We start from the raw sequence: 14,135 nt of genomic DNA on the forward strand, positions 1-14,135 counted from the left end.
ATGATCACCCCATCTCCCAATTGATTGCACGTATGAGCACTTCCAAACCGTATATCCGCGTGGCTGCAGGCCTTATCCTCGACTCCCGTGGACGCCTGCTCCTGGGGCAGCGTCCCGATGGCAAGGCCTGGCCGGGCTGGTGGGAGTTTCCCGGAGGCAAGATCGAGGCCGGCGAGACCGTCGAGCAGGCACTGGTGCGCGAGCTGGACGAAGAGCTCGGCATCCATGCCACTCAGGTATATCCATGGATAGTGTATGTGCACGAATACCCCAAATCCGTGGTCGAGCTGGCCTTCTGCCAGGTCACTGCCTGGGAAGGCGAGCCCCACGGCCGCGAGAACCAGGCGCTGGATTGGGTAGACCCCTGGGACATCCGCCTGAACGAATCCGAGCACCCGATTGCGCCGGGCGGCGGGTCTTTGCTGCCCGCAGCCACCCCGCCGCTGCGCTGGCTGCGGCTGCCGCCGCTGTATCGCATCAGCCAGATTGGCAGCCCAAGCCAAACAGAAGATTGGCTGACCCGGTTGCGCCAGGAACTGCTCGCGGGCTTGCAACTGGTGCAATTCAGAGAACCCCACTGGCAAGGCGACGAGACCAGCCTGCTGGCCGCCTTTGAAGCCACCCTGGCCTTGTGCCGCCAGCATGGCGCCCGGTGCCTCATCAATAGCACGCACCCGCAGGCCTGGTGGGCCCAGGCAGACGGTGTACAACTGCGTGCCACCGATGCTACCCTGGTACTGCAGCAAGACACCCGCCCTCCCGGCTGGTTGGGCGTGTCTGCACACAATGCCCAGGAGATCGACTGCGCGCGCGAGCTGCAAGCCGATTTCGTGGTGCTGGGCCATGTGCTGGATACCGACACGCACCCCACGCAAGCCGCCATGGGCTGGGAGACATTTGCCCAACTGGCAGCCACTGCAGGACGCCCGGTGTTTGCTGTAGGCGGGCAATCTGCCGCCACTCTGGAGACTGCTCGCCAGCATTGGGCCCACGGCGTAGCCGCCATCCACGGCACCCTGGTGTAGCCAAACAGCCTGGCGGCTGCCCAGACCCCCTGCGCTTGATTACTCCGCGCTGGCGGGCGTTTGCCCGGCCTTGGCGGCATCCTGACTGGGTTGTGTATAGCCACCGCCCAGTGCCGCCATCAGCAGCACGGCTGCCGTGAGGCGCTGCGCCTGAAGATCCAGGGTGTTTTGCTCGGCCGACAAAGCACTGGCCTGGGCCTGCACCACACTCAGATAATCCACCAAGCCAGCCTTGTACTGATTGGTCACCTGTCGCAAGGTCTCGCGCGAGGCAGCCAGGGCACGGTTTTGGGCGGCTTGTTCGCGCACTAGCGAAGCCGATTGCACCAGGGCGTCTTCTACCTCACGCATCGCATCCAGCACGGTTTTGCGGTAGGCCGCGGCCTGGGCATCGTAGCCCGCCTGCGCCGAATCCACAGCCGCACTGCGGGCCCCCCCGTCAAACAAAGACAAGGCCAGGGCCGGCCCGATGGTCCAGAACCGTGCGGGTGCCAGCAACCACGAAGCAAACTCACCTGCACGATAGCCCCCCTGTGCGCTGAGCGTGATATCCGGAAACCACGCAGCTTGCGCCACGCCGATCCGTGCATTGGCCTCACGCACACGGCGCTCTGCCGCTGCAATATCGGGCCGATGCTGCAGCAATACCGATGGGACGCCCACCGGCACCTCGGGGGCTTGCGCCGGCATGGTGCCCGCCGGCAGATTGAAGTGCGCCGGCACCTGGCCCACCAGCACGGCCAGTGCGTGGATGCTTTGTTCACGCTGCCAGCTCAGCCGGATCCGTTGGACCCGCACCTGCTCGAGCTGGGCTTGCGCTGCCGCCACATCGGCCGAGGATGCCACGCCGGCTGCATAGCGGTTACGGGTCATCTCCAGGGCACGCTGGTATTCGTCGTAGGTTTGGCCCAGCAAGGCATCCTGCTGCTGACTGGTACGCACGGAAAAATAGGTTTGTGCCAGCGTTGATTGCAGGCTCAGGCGCATGGCTGCGAGATCTGCCTGGCTGGCCTGTGCGCCGGCCCGTGAGGCCTCGATACCACGGCGCACCCGCCCCCAGAGATCAAGCTCCCAGCTGGCCGTGGCCGACAAAGAGTAATTGGTGGCGGGATTATTGGCACTGGAGATTCCCTGGCCCGCCCGGGATCTGGAGGCCGAGGCATCCAGCGTGGGGAAAAGCCCCGCCCGTGAGCTTGCCAGCGCAGCCTGCGCCTGGCGATACTGCGCCTCCGCCTGGACGAGATCCAGGTTTTGTGCCGACAACCGCGTCATCAGCTCATCCAGCTGCGGATCATTGAAGCCCTGCCACCAGGCAGACTTGAGCCGCACTATCCCTGGCTCTGCCGGGCGCCATTGTCCCGCGGGGGCGTGGGCGTAGGCTACCCCGACATCCTGGGCGGGCCGCTGATAATCCGGCCCCACGGCACACCCCGCCAGCAACACACTGGCCAGCAATGACAACAGACGACAGGACAGACGGACATCAGGCATGAGGCACCACAGGGTGATAAGAACGGGGCGTATGTGGGCGCCAGCGCCGGTGCAGGCGATCAAGGCTCAGATACACCACTGGGGTGGTATACAGCGTCAGTATCTGGCTTACCAGCAATCCCCCCAGAATGGTAAGCCCCAGCGGCTGGCGCATCTCGACACCTGCCCCCGTCGCCAGAATCAGGGGCAAAGCCCCCAGCATCGCCGATACGGTGGTCATCAGAATCGGACGAAAACGTGCCAGGCAAGCACGGTAGATCGCCTCGCGCGGATCCAGCCCCTCGCGGCGCTGCACCTGCAAGGCAAAATCCACCATCATGATGGCATTTTTCTTGACAATGCCAATCAGCAAAAACACCCCGATCAGCGCAATTAACGTGAACTCCATATTAACCAGCCGCAGGGCCAGCAAGGCACCGATCCCTGCGGACGGCAGCGTAGACAGGATCGTGATGGGATGCACCAGGCTCTCGTAAAGCATCCCCAGCACCAGATACATGGCTACCAACGCTGCCAGCAACATCCAGGGCTGCTGCGCCACTGCATCACGCATCAGACTGGAGCTATCATCCAGACCCGCCTGCAGTGCCTGACTGGGTAGATTGATGCGGGCAACAGCGCGATCAATAGCCGCCAGGGCCTGGGCCAATGACACGCCCGGTGCCAGCCCGAAGGACACAGAATCAGCCGCCAACAGACCTTCATGATTGACCGACCGCGGCGCGGTGCCCTCTTCTATCCGGGTAAAGGCCATCAGGGGCACACACAGCCCCTGATCATTGACCACCTGCAAGGCCTGCAAAGAATGGAGATCACGGGCATATTGCGGCTGCACCCCCATCACCACATGGTATTGGTTGAGATCGCCATACAGCACGGCCACCTGACGCTGACTGAAGGCGTTATTAAGCACACCCGCGAGATCCGCCATCTGCACCCCGGCACGTCGCGCAGCATCACGATCCACTACCAGCTCCAGGCGGCGGCCCTTGTCATCCACGTTATCGTCCACATCCACCAGCTCGGGCAAGCCCGCCAGCACAGTCCTAACCTTGGGCAACCAGTGAGTCAGCAGGGCAAGGTCGCTACCCATCAGCTGGTAGGAATACGAGCCCGCCCGCGACGAGTGACCGACAAAAATATCCTGCTGTGGTACCAAAAACATGCGCGCACCCGGGGTGTGCTCAAACTTTGGGCGCAGACGGTTGACCAGTTGGTTGGCACTGACATCACGCTGATCCAGCGGTTTCAGCTGGATCTGGATGAAGCTGGAGTTGCTGCCACCACGCCCGCCGGCATAGGCGGTGACGGTGTCCACGGCCGGATCAGACAGCAGCACCTTGCGAAACGCATCCAGCCGCTGCTGGGTTTCTTCAAAGGACGTGCCGGTATCCACCCGAAAAAAACCCAGCAGCTGCCCGGTATCCTGTTGCGGAAAAAAACCTTTGGGCACGCTGATATACAGGTAGACATTCAAACCGATGGTGGCCAGAAGCAGCAGCAGCACAAGACGGGAGTGATCCAGCGCCCAGCGCAAAGAATGCTGGTAACCCACCGCCACCCGCTGACCCATCGCCTGCAGGCCGCGTGCCAGCAGGTTGCGCCGCACAGGCGCCGTGGGCGGGCTGATACGCAGCAGGCGTGCCGCCATCATCGGCGTCAGGGTAACGGAAATCAGCAGGGACACCGCAATGGTGGCCGAGAGCGTGACGGCAAATTCTTCGAACAACCTCCCCACCAGCCCGCCCACCAGCCACAAGGGGATGAACACGGCAATCAGCGATATGCTCATGGCCAGCACGGTAAAACCCACTTCGGTGACACCGCGCAAGGCCGCCCGCGCAGGCTTCATCCCCCGCTCGACATAGCGCATGATGTTTTCCAGCACGACGATGGCATCATCCACCACAAAACCAGTGGCAACGATCAGGGCCATCAAGGAAATGCTGTTAAGGCTGAAACCAAACCACCACATCAGGCTGAAGGTGCTGATCAGCGATGCCGGCACCGCGATGGCCGGAATCAGCGCGGCCCGCCAGTTGCCCAGAAACGCAAACACCACGGCCACCACCAGCACCACCGACAGCACGAGGGTAAGCTCGGCTTCGTACAGAGACGCCCGGATACTGGGCGTGCGATCCTGGGCAACCGTCAGGCGCACCGACTCGGGCAGCAGCGCCTGAAACGTCGGCAACAAGGCCCGCACCGCATCGACTGTTTCGATGATGTTGGCGTCCGTCTGGCGGCGAATGATCAGCAATACAGCCGACTTATCGTTGAAATACCCCACCTGATTGGTGTCTTCAACCGAATCCTCTACCTGGGCCACATCACTGAGCCGCACCGGGCGCCCGTCTTTCCAGGCCACGATCAGGGGCGCGTAATCAGCCGCGCGGCGCAGCTGGGGGTTGGCCAGAATCTGCAACTGGCGCTCATCCACCTGCACCAGTCCGCCAGGGCGCATCGAATTCACATCCTGCAGCACCTGACGCACGCGATCCAGCGATACACCCATGGATTCGAGGGCTCTGGGATTGAGCAGAACCCGCACGGCGGGCAAAGAGCTGCCCCCCAGGGTAACCTGCCCCACCCCGTTCACTTGCGAGAGCTTCTGGGAAAGCACCGTGGAGGCCAGATCATAGAGCTCGCCCCGGGTGGCGGTGTCTGAAGTCAGTGCCAGCGTCATCACAGGCGACGAGGACGAGTTGACCTTGCGATACACCGGATTGCCACGCATGCCCGAAGGCAATGACGGCCTGGCCGCATTGATGGCCGCCTGCACATCCCGCGCAGCATTGTTGATGTCACGATCCAGATCGAACATCAGCGAGATATTGGTCTGGCCCTCGCTGCTGCGCGAACTCATGCTGCTGACTCCGGCAATCGCGCCCAGCGATTGCTCCAGGGGCATGGCCACGCTGGACGCCATGGTTTCAGGGCTGGCTCCCGACAACGAAGCCGAGACCGACACCATCGGAAAATCCACTTGCGGCAGCGGCGCCACCGGTAGAAACCGCCAAGCCAAGGCCCCTGTCAGCACCATCGCCAGACACAACAAGGCAGTGCCCACTGGCCGGCGCAGGAACAGGGCAAAGAACCTCATGGCGCTTTATGCCCGGGCCGCCAGCGCTGCCCCAGGCGCTCGAACATCAGGTAGATGACAGGCGTCGTAAACAAGGTGAGCAACTGGCTGCACAGCAGGCCGCCCACCATCGCCAGGCCCAGGGGCTGACGCAGCTCAGCGCCAGAGCCGGTTGCCAGCATCAGGGGGATCGCACTGAAAAATGCCGCCAGCGTGGTCATCAGGATGGGCCGAAAACGCAGCAAGGCGGCCTCGTGGATGGCGGCCCGTGGCCCCAGGCCGCGTTCGCGCTGTGCATCCAGCGCAAAATCAATCATCAAAATGGCATTTTTCTTGACGATCCCGATCAACAAAATGATGCCAATGATGCCGATCATGTCGAGCTCGGTGCCGCCAATCCATAAGGCCACCAGGGCGCCAATGGCTGCCGAGGGCAAGGTGGAGAGAATGGTGACGGGGTGAATCAGGCTTTCGTATAGCACCCCCAGCACGATGTACATGGTGACCACCGCCGCCAGCAGCAACCACAGCGTGCTGGACAGTGACGCCTGAAAAGCCCTGGCCGCCCCCTGAAACTGAATCTCCAGGCTATCGGGCATACCCAATTGTTGATGCGCCGACTCAATCGCCTGGACGGCATCGGAAAGCGCAACGTCTGGCGCCAGATTAAAGGACAGGGTTGCGGCGGGAAACTGCCCCAGGCGCTGCACGGCCAGATGAGTGGTACCCGGCACAAACCGCGCCACAGACGATAAAGGAGTGACGGCGCCACTGGCCGTGGGCACATACAGATGTGACAGCGCCTCGGGGCCGCTGCCCGTCAACATGCCATCAGCCTCAAGGACCACGCGATATTGTGCCGACTGCGTATAAATGGTTGAAATCAACCGCTGGCCAAAAGCATCGTAAAGGGCGTCATCGATGGCAGACTGAGTAACCCCCAGGCGCGCCGCAGCGTCGCGATCCACCTCTACCCGCAGGCCCAGGCCACGGTTTTGCAAGTCGCCCGCTACATCACGCAACTGCGGCAAGGCTTGCATGGCCTGCACCAAACGGGGCACCCATTGGTCCAGCGCACCTTCATCCAGGCTGGCCACCGTCATCTGAAACTGCGCCCGGCTGATTTGGTCTTCGACGGAAAGTTCTTGTACCGGCTGCAACCAGGCTTGCAGCCCCACCACAGTTTGCAAAGAATCCCTCAGGCGCGCCATCACCTCGGTGGCTCGGGCATCACGACTGGAAAGCGGCTTGAGCGTAATCTGCAGCCTGCCGGTGTTTAGCGTGGTGTTGTTACCGTCAATGCCGATAAACGAGGCAACCGAAGCGACGGCAGGATCCTGCAGCACCCGCTGGGCGGCAGCCTGCTGCAACTGAGACATCCGCGAGAAAGACACTGTTTGAGGGCCCTGGGTGATGGCCTGCAGGGCGCCGGTATCCTGCTGCGGAAAAAAACCCTTGGGAATGCCCAGATACAGCAAGGCGGTAGCCGCCAGCGTGCCTGCTGCAAACCACAGGGTGGCCGTCTGGTGACGCAACACCCATTGCAAGCCCCGATCGTAGTCGGCCACCAGCCGATCCATCCACCGGCCGCAGGCCTGCACAAAACGGCCCCCCGTTTGGGAGGATTGTGATTTCAACATGCGCGCGCACATCATGGGCGTGAGCGTGAGGGAGATCAGCAACGACAGCAGGATAGCTACGGCCAGCGTGATGGCAAACTCGCGAAACAAGCGCCCCACCACATCCGCCATAAACAGCAGCGGGATCAGAACCGCCACCAGCGATACCGTCAGGGATACCAGGGTAAAACCAATCTGTTTGGCACCGCGCAAGGCTGCAGTGAGGGGGTCTTCGCCTTCTTCAATGTGGCGGGCGATGTTTTCAATCATCACAATCGCGTCATCCACCACAAAACCGGTGGCAATCGTCAGTGCCATCAGGGTCAGGTTATTGATGCTGAACCCAAGCAAAAACATCAGGCCAAAGGTGCCCACCAAAGACAATGGCACCACCACCCCGGGGATCAGCGTGGCACGCCAGGTACGCAGAAACACAAAGGTGACGGCCACCACCAGGGCGATAGCCAGCAGCATTTCAATTTGCACATGATCCACAGAATCGCGGATGGTTTGTGTGCGATCAGAGGCAATCTGCACATCCACGCCAGTGGGCAGGGTTTCGCGCAACCCCGGCAACAGGGCCTGGATCTGATCCACCACGCCGATGACATTGGCCCCGGGCTGGCGCTGGACGTTGAGCAACACCGCTGGTGTCTGGTTAAACCACGCCGCCTGGTAGAGGTCTTCGGGCCCACGGGTAACTTGCGCCACATCACCCAGGCGCAAGGGTGCACCGTTTTCGTAGGCAAGAATCAGCTGCCGGTACTCGGCCGGGTCTTTCAGTTGATCGTTGACACTGATTGTGAGCGAGCGCTGCGGCCCGTCGAGATTGCCCTTGGGTTGATTGACATTGGCCTGCGTGATGGCCTTGCGGACATCCGCCAGGCTGAGCTTATGCGCCGCCAGTGCCTGAGCATTTACCTGCACCCGCACTGCAGGCCGCTGACCGCCAGTGACGCTCACCAGGCCCACCCCGGATATCTGGGCAAGCTTTTGCACTACCCTCACTTCGATGAGGTCACGCACTTGATCCAGCGGCAAAGAGGGCGAGGTGACAGCCAGCGTCATCACAGGCGCATCGGCCGGGTTTACCTTCCGGTAAATAGGCGGTGCCGGCATATCACCAGGCAACAGGTTGGAGGCTGCATTAATGGCGGCCTGCACCTCCTGCTCGGCCACATCCAGCGGCAAGCCCAGATCAAAGCGCAAGGTGATGCGCGACGAGCCCCCGGAACTGGTGGACAGCATCTGCGACAGGCCGGGCATCTGCCCCAACTGGCGCTCCAGTGGCGAAGTCACCAGCGCCGTCATGACATCCGGCCCCGCCCCCGGATACAGGGTAGTAACCTGAATGGTGGGGAAATCGACCTGTGGCAAGGCTGATACGGGCAACTCGCGATAAGCCAGCAAGCCCGCCAGTGCCAGGGCCACCATGGCCAGAAACGTGGCAATCGGCCTCAGGATGAACGGACGCGAGAGGTTCACGACACCGGTTCCGTCCCGGCTGCGGGCGTGACGATTTCTACTGTGCTGCCCTCACGCAGACGATCAGTGCCTTCGAGGACAATGGTGTCGCCCGCCTGCACACCGGATGTCAGTAAAACCTGGTTGCCATCATCCACGCCCGAGGTAACGGGCACCACATGCGCTTTTTTCTCAGCATCCAGCCGATAGACGTACTCACCCGCCGAGCCCCTTTGCACTGCCCGCAAGGGCACCAGCAAGCCGGTTTCTATGCCCAGCCGCAGCCGCACCTGCACAAACTGATTGGGAAACAGGGATTCATCCGCGTTATCAAAACGGGCCTTCAGTTGTACAGTGCCCGTCGCAACATCGATCTGGTTATCCACTGCCACCAGCGTGCCGGTAGCCACCACGGTGCTTCCCATCCGCCCCAGCAGCTGGGTTTGCAGCGCCTGTCCTGCTCCACGTGCTGCCAGTACCGCGGGCAGCCAGGTTTGCGGGACGGCAAACAGCACATCGATAGGCTGGTTTTGCGTCAGCACCACGATGCCATCGGTATCGGACGCATGCACCATATTGCCGATATCCACGCGACGCAAGCCCAGCCGGCCCGATACGGGCGCCTTGATCTCTGTGTAACCAAGCTGCAGCTCGGCGTCAGCCACCGCTGCCTTGTCGATCATTGCCTGGCCCTGCAGCTGGTTAACCTCTGAACGCGCGGTATCGAGCTGCTGGCGGGCGACCGAATCCTGTTTGAAGAGTTTCTCGTAGCGGGCAAGATCACGGCGTGCGTTTTCGAGTTGTGCAGCATGTTGCTGCTGCTGACCCTTGGCCTGCTGCAACTGGATTTGATAGGGTTTGGGGTCGATCACGGCGAGGACGTCCCCCGCCTTTACCAACTGGCCATCCTCAAAATCAAGCGACTGCAGGGGGCCATCGACCCGGGCACGAATGGTGACGGTAGCGGGTGCTGTGACGGTGCCCAGAGCACGTACGGTGCGATCGATCTGCCCGGATTGAACCGTCACAACCGAGACGGGTGTACTGCCCCCCATCCCCGCCATGCCGCGAAACCCTCCACCAGGCCCCGGTTCACTGGCGGGCCACAGCCACCAGCCGGCAAACGCCAGCAACGCACACACCAGGATCCACATCCAGACCCGGCGGCGCCCGCCTTCAGGCGACGTCGTGATGTTATCCATGGAGAACAACCCTAAAGATTGCAGCGCGCCAGCCGAAAGGTGACATCAGCACCGACGGGTTGCGGCTTGACCTCGTTATCCTGGGTGGAGAACCGTACCCAGATGACGTACTTGTTGGCACTGATTTCGGGAAACACCCCATGCTGGGAATCCACCCAGACACGCAGCAACTGAAACGTCTTGCCACCCAGCATCTCTTGGTAGGCACCCTGACTGGCCGTGTGCTCGCGGGCGTCGCCTGCGTCGCGCAGCAACTGAAGAATCAGCGCCATGGTGCGATACAGGGGCAGCATGGGTTCGATCCAGTGCCGGAGATCCTGGATGCGGACATCGGCTGGTTTGACTTGCCAGGCGTAATACGAAGGCAGATCGATGGGCGAGGAGCCGCCCGGCATCGAGATGCGCCCTCGCAGGCTGGCCAGCCATTCGTTGTCGCGCAGGCACTGGCCAATGCGGCCCTGGCCTGCCAATGCAGCCGATACTGTCTGGATCTCTTCAAGAAGCGCATCAAGGGTTTGGCGATCGACACCCGGGTGCTCGCGCAGAGCTGCCAAGGCCGTGCGATGACGATCAAGATCCTGGAGGGCGGCCGTGCGCACATCGGCACGCTCGCAGATATCGAGAAGATCAAACAAGGTGGTGAGGGCCACCTGATGGAAATGGGGGTCTTCGCCTTGGGCAAAGAAAAACAGGCGATCGAAAAGGTACTCTACCCGCAGGAGAGTGCGCACACGTTCATTACAGGGGTATTCGTAGAGAATCACACGCAACAGACCCTAATCATGAATGGCCGGCCCATCGGACGACCGGGAAGCCAGACCACACCACAACTGATGGCAGTGCCAGGATCGCTGTCGCAGAACCTGCAGATCGGTGGCGCCATCATTGAGGATGACATCGTCGGCCACAGCCAACCGATCGGCCCGAGAAGCTTGAGCGGACATGATACGCCCAATGGTCTCCGGCGTCAGCCCGCTGCGCTCGCGCACACGGCGGACCTGGGTCTCGGGATCGCAATCCACCACGCAGATGCGATCGACCTGATCGCGCCAGCGACCTGACTCGACCAGCAAAGGCACCACGAACACCCGATAAGGCCCACGGGCCTGCTCGGCCTGATGTTGCACCTCCTGACGAATCAAGGGGTGCAAGATAGCCTCGAGTTGTTGGCGGGCAGCGGGATCGGCAAACGCGTGCTCGCGCATCCAGGCGCGATCCATGCCGCCATCGGAGCGGATGGCGGCAGCGCCAAATGCAGCGGCCAATGGGGCGATAGCCACCCCCCCGGGGGCCGTCAGCTGGTGGGCAATCTGGTCGGTGTCGATCAGGGCAGCCCCCCAACCGGCCAACAGATCTGCCACCTGTGTCTTGCCAGATCCGATTCCACCTGTCAGGCCGATGGACAGCATGTCAACATCCCCGCATCAAATCAAAGCATGACTGTACCCCAGGCCTGCGGGAAAAACAGGCTGGGTACCGCGGCCAGTGCCAGATAGGGCCCCATCCGGTACGCACGCTGCCCCTGCCAGGCGCCTGCCAGTATCCAGACCAACAAGGCACACACGCAGGCCAGCCACAAGATGGACAAGGCGGGCAGCACACCCAGCCAGGCAGACAACATGGCCAGCAGCTTGACGTCTCCGCCGCCAAAGCCATCACGCAGGCGAACCTGGCGGTATCCCCACGCGGCAAGGCTCAGCCCGGCCCAGACGGCGACAGAAGACACCAACGCAGTGACAAACGGCTGGCCACCCAGCAGACAACCCAAGGCCCATCCAGGCCCCGTCAGCGCATCGGGCAACAGGCCACTGTGGTGATCCAGGCTGGCCAGCGCAGCCAGCCACCCGCCCAACAACAGCCAAGGCCAGAACAAAGACCCATGCATCTGCCACAGCAGCAGGGCCATGGCGCCAAGCCCCACCGCTGCTGCCGCATCCAGCCAATGCCATGGATGGCAACAACAGGCAGCCCGGGCAGCACGCCACAAAGTGGCGGCATTGGCAGCCGAGCCTTGCTGTAAACAACCCTGATAATGCTGACCCCACACACGCAGGCGGCTGCCCAGCAGCACACTGGCCAACACGGCCAATGCCAGCCCGCCAAAGCCCCAGAAGATGCCCAAGACCAGTACAAATGCGTAGAATGGCGTTTTCGCCCATTTGACGGATATTGTCATGCTGCGCCCTGTAAACCGCTTATCAACCCGCCTGCTGGGCCTTGGCCTGGTAGTACTGCTGGGGGCCTGTGCCCAGCAACGCGAGCCCGGCTACTATGATTCACCCCGCGAAAGCACGGCCTCGGATGCCATGCAGCGCGCGCAAGGCGGCACCGGAGGCCAGGCACCCGCCCAACTGCAACTGGGCTTTGGCCAAAACCAGGCCACAGATACGCAAGCTGCCCAGGCACAGACCGATACAAACATCGGCGACACACCGGCAGCAACAGAAACCACGCCGGCACAGGCCAGCAGCACCCGTACAGCCGGCCGCCAAACCCCCGATATGCTGGCTGATACCCGAACCTATCTGGGCACCGTGGCCTGCACCGCAGGCGCTGGCTGCGCGCCTAATCGCCTGACGCTTACCCTGGCACCCGACGGCCAGTGGCGCGCACGCATGGCTCCGGTTGATCAGCAAGCGGCCACCACAGCCATGGGGTGCTGGTTTCTGACGGGTACCGCACCGGTGCGCATTGTGCTGCAAGCCGGGCAACAAACCTATGCCAGCCTAAGCTTTGCTTCATCCAATGTGCTGCAGATCGACCGCCTGAACGGCCAGGTACCCCTGCTGACATCGCGCCTTACCCGCCAGGCAGATCTTGACCCCATTGCCGAGTTAGCTGACAAGCCGGCACAGCCGTGCCCGGCAAGTTAAACCGGGCGATACACGCCGGCGCCTGAAAATACGGCGCCTGGCCAAAGTGATCAGCGGCCAGTAGCCGCTGCCCCTGGCTGATCCAGCGGCTGGTCAGTTCTACCGCATTGCGTACACCCATCTTGGCAAACACACGGGCCCGATGAGCCTCGATGGTGCGTTGCGACACCCCGAGCTCGAGCGCAATATATTTGTTGGAGCGGCCTTGTGTGATGTACTGCGCAACCTGACGTTCGCGCAAAGTAAGGCCTGCCGGGCCGGTACAGGCCGATAGTGCACCCCGCTTTTTTGAATCAAAACAAGACATGGGCATCCCCCTCTTTTTGATGTGGGGAGATTGTGCCATGGTGATTGCAGGTTGCCATCTGCCAGCTTTGACAGGCTGTCATTTGCACCAGGCTGCCTGAAATAACAGGTATTTACAGGTGGCAAATCATCAAGACAACTACGCGTTTGTCATCCTGGAGAACGCCTGAAAAACAGTGGCTGCAGCCCAGGGCTGCCAGCAGAGGCGACTGCCCGCAGCCTCAGGACACCTGGAATTCAAGGTTGTCGATGAGCCGTGTGGTGCCCAAGCGCGCAGCTGTCAGCACCACCAAGGGCTCACCATTACGAATTTCGTCAGTGGTGGGCGGCAGGAGGTCGCGCTGTCGGCGAACCGCCACGTAATCGGGATTCCAGCCACGATCATGCAATACCTGCATTGCCCGAGCTTCAGCGGTTTCACGCACTCCGTCGCCCTGGAGAAGCTGGTCGCGCACGCCTTGCAGCAGGCCATACAGCTGAGGGGCCTCGGCGCGCTCGGTGGCCGACAAAAACCGGTTGCGCGAGGACATGGCCAAGCCGTCCGGGTCGCGCACTGTTTCGTGGGCAAGGATCTCGACAGGCAGCTGAAACTGCCGGCACATGGCGCGTACCACCATCAATTGCTGATAGTCTTTTTTGCCAAACACGGCCACACGCGGCTGCACGCAAGAAAACAGCTTCATCACCACGGTGCTGACGCCCATGAAAAACCCGGGACGGAACTCACCTTCGAGGATCTTGCCCAGGTTGTCACCCGGCTGGATTCGAAAATTTTGCGGCTCGGGATAAAGCTCGCGCTCGTCTGGCGCAAACAAGACGTAGACGTCGCGCTCACGCTCCATCTTCTCGATATCTTCTGCCAATGTGCGGGGATAACGATCAAAGTCTTCGTTGGGGCCAAACTGCAGCCGATTGACGAAAATACTGGCAACCACCGGATCACCATGCTGGCGGGCCAAACGCATCAATGACAAATGGGCCGCATGGAGGTTACCCATGGTGGGCACAAAGGCAACGCGCAACTGGCCTCGCAGCTGGTCACGCAGATCTTCGATGGTGTGGACGACTTTCAA

At 61.8% G+C, this 14,135-nt stretch carries 11 protein-coding genes; 2 read left to right on the top strand and 9 right to left on the bottom strand.

All coding sequences use genetic code 11. The annotated features are described in order from the left end of the window. The first annotated feature begins 32 nt into the window (after positions 1-32). Positions 33-1,025, top strand: a complete 993-nt coding sequence (locus ABS758_RS06430) for a Nudix family hydrolase (protein ID WP_350381871.1) — start codon at positions 33-35, stop codon at positions 1,023-1,025. 39 nt (positions 1,026-1,064) lie between these two features. Here ABS758_RS06430 and ABS758_RS06435 read toward each other — a convergent pair whose 3' ends face one another. The 7 genes from ABS758_RS06435 to ABS758_RS06465 are packed head-to-tail and all read right to left on the bottom strand — an operon-like array spanning position 1,065 to position 12,059. After that, complete coding sequence (locus tag ABS758_RS06435) at positions 1,065-2,516, bottom strand: efflux transporter outer membrane subunit (protein WP_350381870.1); 1,452 nt, start codon at positions 2,514-2,516, stop codon at positions 1,065-1,067. Further along, positions 2,509-5,619, bottom strand: a complete 3,111-nt coding sequence (locus ABS758_RS06440; protein WP_350381869.1) for an efflux RND transporter permease subunit — start codon at positions 5,617-5,619, stop codon at positions 2,509-2,511. The genes ABS758_RS06435 and ABS758_RS06440 overlap by 8 nt, the downstream gene beginning before the upstream one ends. After that, the gene (locus tag ABS758_RS06445; RefSeq protein WP_350381868.1) at positions 5,616-8,702 is read right to left on the bottom strand and encodes a multidrug efflux RND transporter permease subunit; all 3,087 of its coding nucleotides are present in this window, start codon (positions 8,700-8,702) and stop codon (positions 5,616-5,618) included. Before ABS758_RS06445 ends, ABS758_RS06440 begins: the two co-directional genes overlap by 4 nt. Next, a complete protein-coding gene (locus ABS758_RS06450; RefSeq protein ID WP_350381867.1) occupies positions 8,699-9,883 on the bottom strand; it encodes an efflux RND transporter periplasmic adaptor subunit in 1,185 nt (394 codons plus the stop codon). Before ABS758_RS06450 ends, ABS758_RS06445 begins: the two co-directional genes overlap by 4 nt. A gap of 11 nt (positions 9,884-9,894) precedes the next feature. Beyond that, the gene (zapD, locus tag ABS758_RS06455; protein ID WP_350381866.1) at positions 9,895-10,647 is read right to left on the bottom strand and encodes a cell division protein ZapD; all 753 of its coding nucleotides are present in this window, start codon (positions 10,645-10,647) and stop codon (positions 9,895-9,897) included. Positions 10,648-10,659: 12 nt separating this feature from the next. Then, on the bottom strand, positions 10,660-11,292 hold the full coding sequence (gene coaE / locus ABS758_RS06460; RefSeq protein ID WP_350381865.1) for a dephospho-CoA kinase: 633 nt from the start codon (positions 11,290-11,292) through the stop codon (positions 10,660-10,662). A 20-nt stretch (positions 11,293-11,312) separates the two neighbouring features. Further along, positions 11,313-12,059: a prepilin peptidase gene (locus ABS758_RS06465; RefSeq protein ID WP_350381864.1), complete on the bottom strand. Its 747-nt coding sequence runs from the start codon at positions 12,057-12,059 to the stop codon at positions 11,313-11,315. Between ABS758_RS06465 and ABS758_RS06470 the strand changes: the two genes are divergently transcribed. Next, complete coding sequence (locus ABS758_RS06470; RefSeq protein WP_350381863.1) at positions 12,058-12,756, top strand: hypothetical protein; 699 nt, start codon at positions 12,058-12,060, stop codon at positions 12,754-12,756. The genes ABS758_RS06465 and ABS758_RS06470 overlap by 2 nt on opposite strands. Here the strand turns inward: ABS758_RS06470 and ABS758_RS06475 are convergent. Further along, entirely contained in the window at positions 12,683-13,063 is a 381-nt protein-coding gene (locus ABS758_RS06475) for a response regulator transcription factor (protein ID WP_350381862.1), read from the bottom strand. The two genes, ABS758_RS06470 and ABS758_RS06475, sit on opposite strands and share 74 nt — an antisense overlap. A 220-nt stretch (positions 13,064-13,283) precedes the next feature. Then, the gene (panC, locus tag ABS758_RS06480; RefSeq protein ID WP_350381861.1) at positions 13,284-14,135 is read right to left on the bottom strand and encodes a pantoate--beta-alanine ligase; all 852 of its coding nucleotides are present in this window, start codon (positions 14,133-14,135) and stop codon (positions 13,284-13,286) included.

The organism is Castellaniella sp. FW104-7C03 (assembly GCF_040276085.1).
Taxonomy (GTDB): domain Bacteria; phylum Pseudomonadota; class Gammaproteobacteria; order Burkholderiales; family Burkholderiaceae_B; genus Castellaniella.

Excerpts from the sequence above, each read along its gene's own strand:
- ABS758_RS06430 (WP_350381871.1), top strand. The coding sequence starts at position 33 with ATGAGCACTTCCAAACCGTATATCCGCGTGGCTGCAGGCCTTATCCTC.
- ABS758_RS06435 (WP_350381870.1), bottom strand. The coding sequence starts at position 2,516 with ATGCCTGATGTCCGTCTGTCCTGTCGTCTGTTGTCATTGCTGGCCAGT.
- ABS758_RS06440 (WP_350381869.1), bottom strand. The coding sequence starts at position 5,619 with ATGAGGTTCTTTGCCCTGTTCCTGCGCCGGCCAGTGGGCACTGCCTTG.
- ABS758_RS06450 (WP_350381867.1), bottom strand. The coding sequence starts at position 9,883 with ATGGATAACATCACGACGTCGCCTGAAGGCGGGCGCCGCCGGGTCTGG.
- coaE (WP_350381865.1), bottom strand. The coding sequence starts at position 11,292 with ATGCTGTCCATCGGCCTGACAGGTGGAATCGGATCTGGCAAGACACAG.
- ABS758_RS06470 (WP_350381863.1), top strand. The coding sequence starts at position 12,058 with ATGCTGCGCCCTGTAAACCGCTTATCAACCCGCCTGCTGGGCCTTGGC.
- ABS758_RS06465 (WP_350381864.1), bottom strand. The coding sequence starts at position 12,059 with ATGACAATATCCGTCAAATGGGCGAAAACGCCATTCTACGCATTTGTA.
- ABS758_RS06475 (WP_350381862.1), bottom strand. The coding sequence starts at position 13,063 with ATGTCTTGTTTTGATTCAAAAAAGCGGGGTGCACTATCGGCCTGTACC.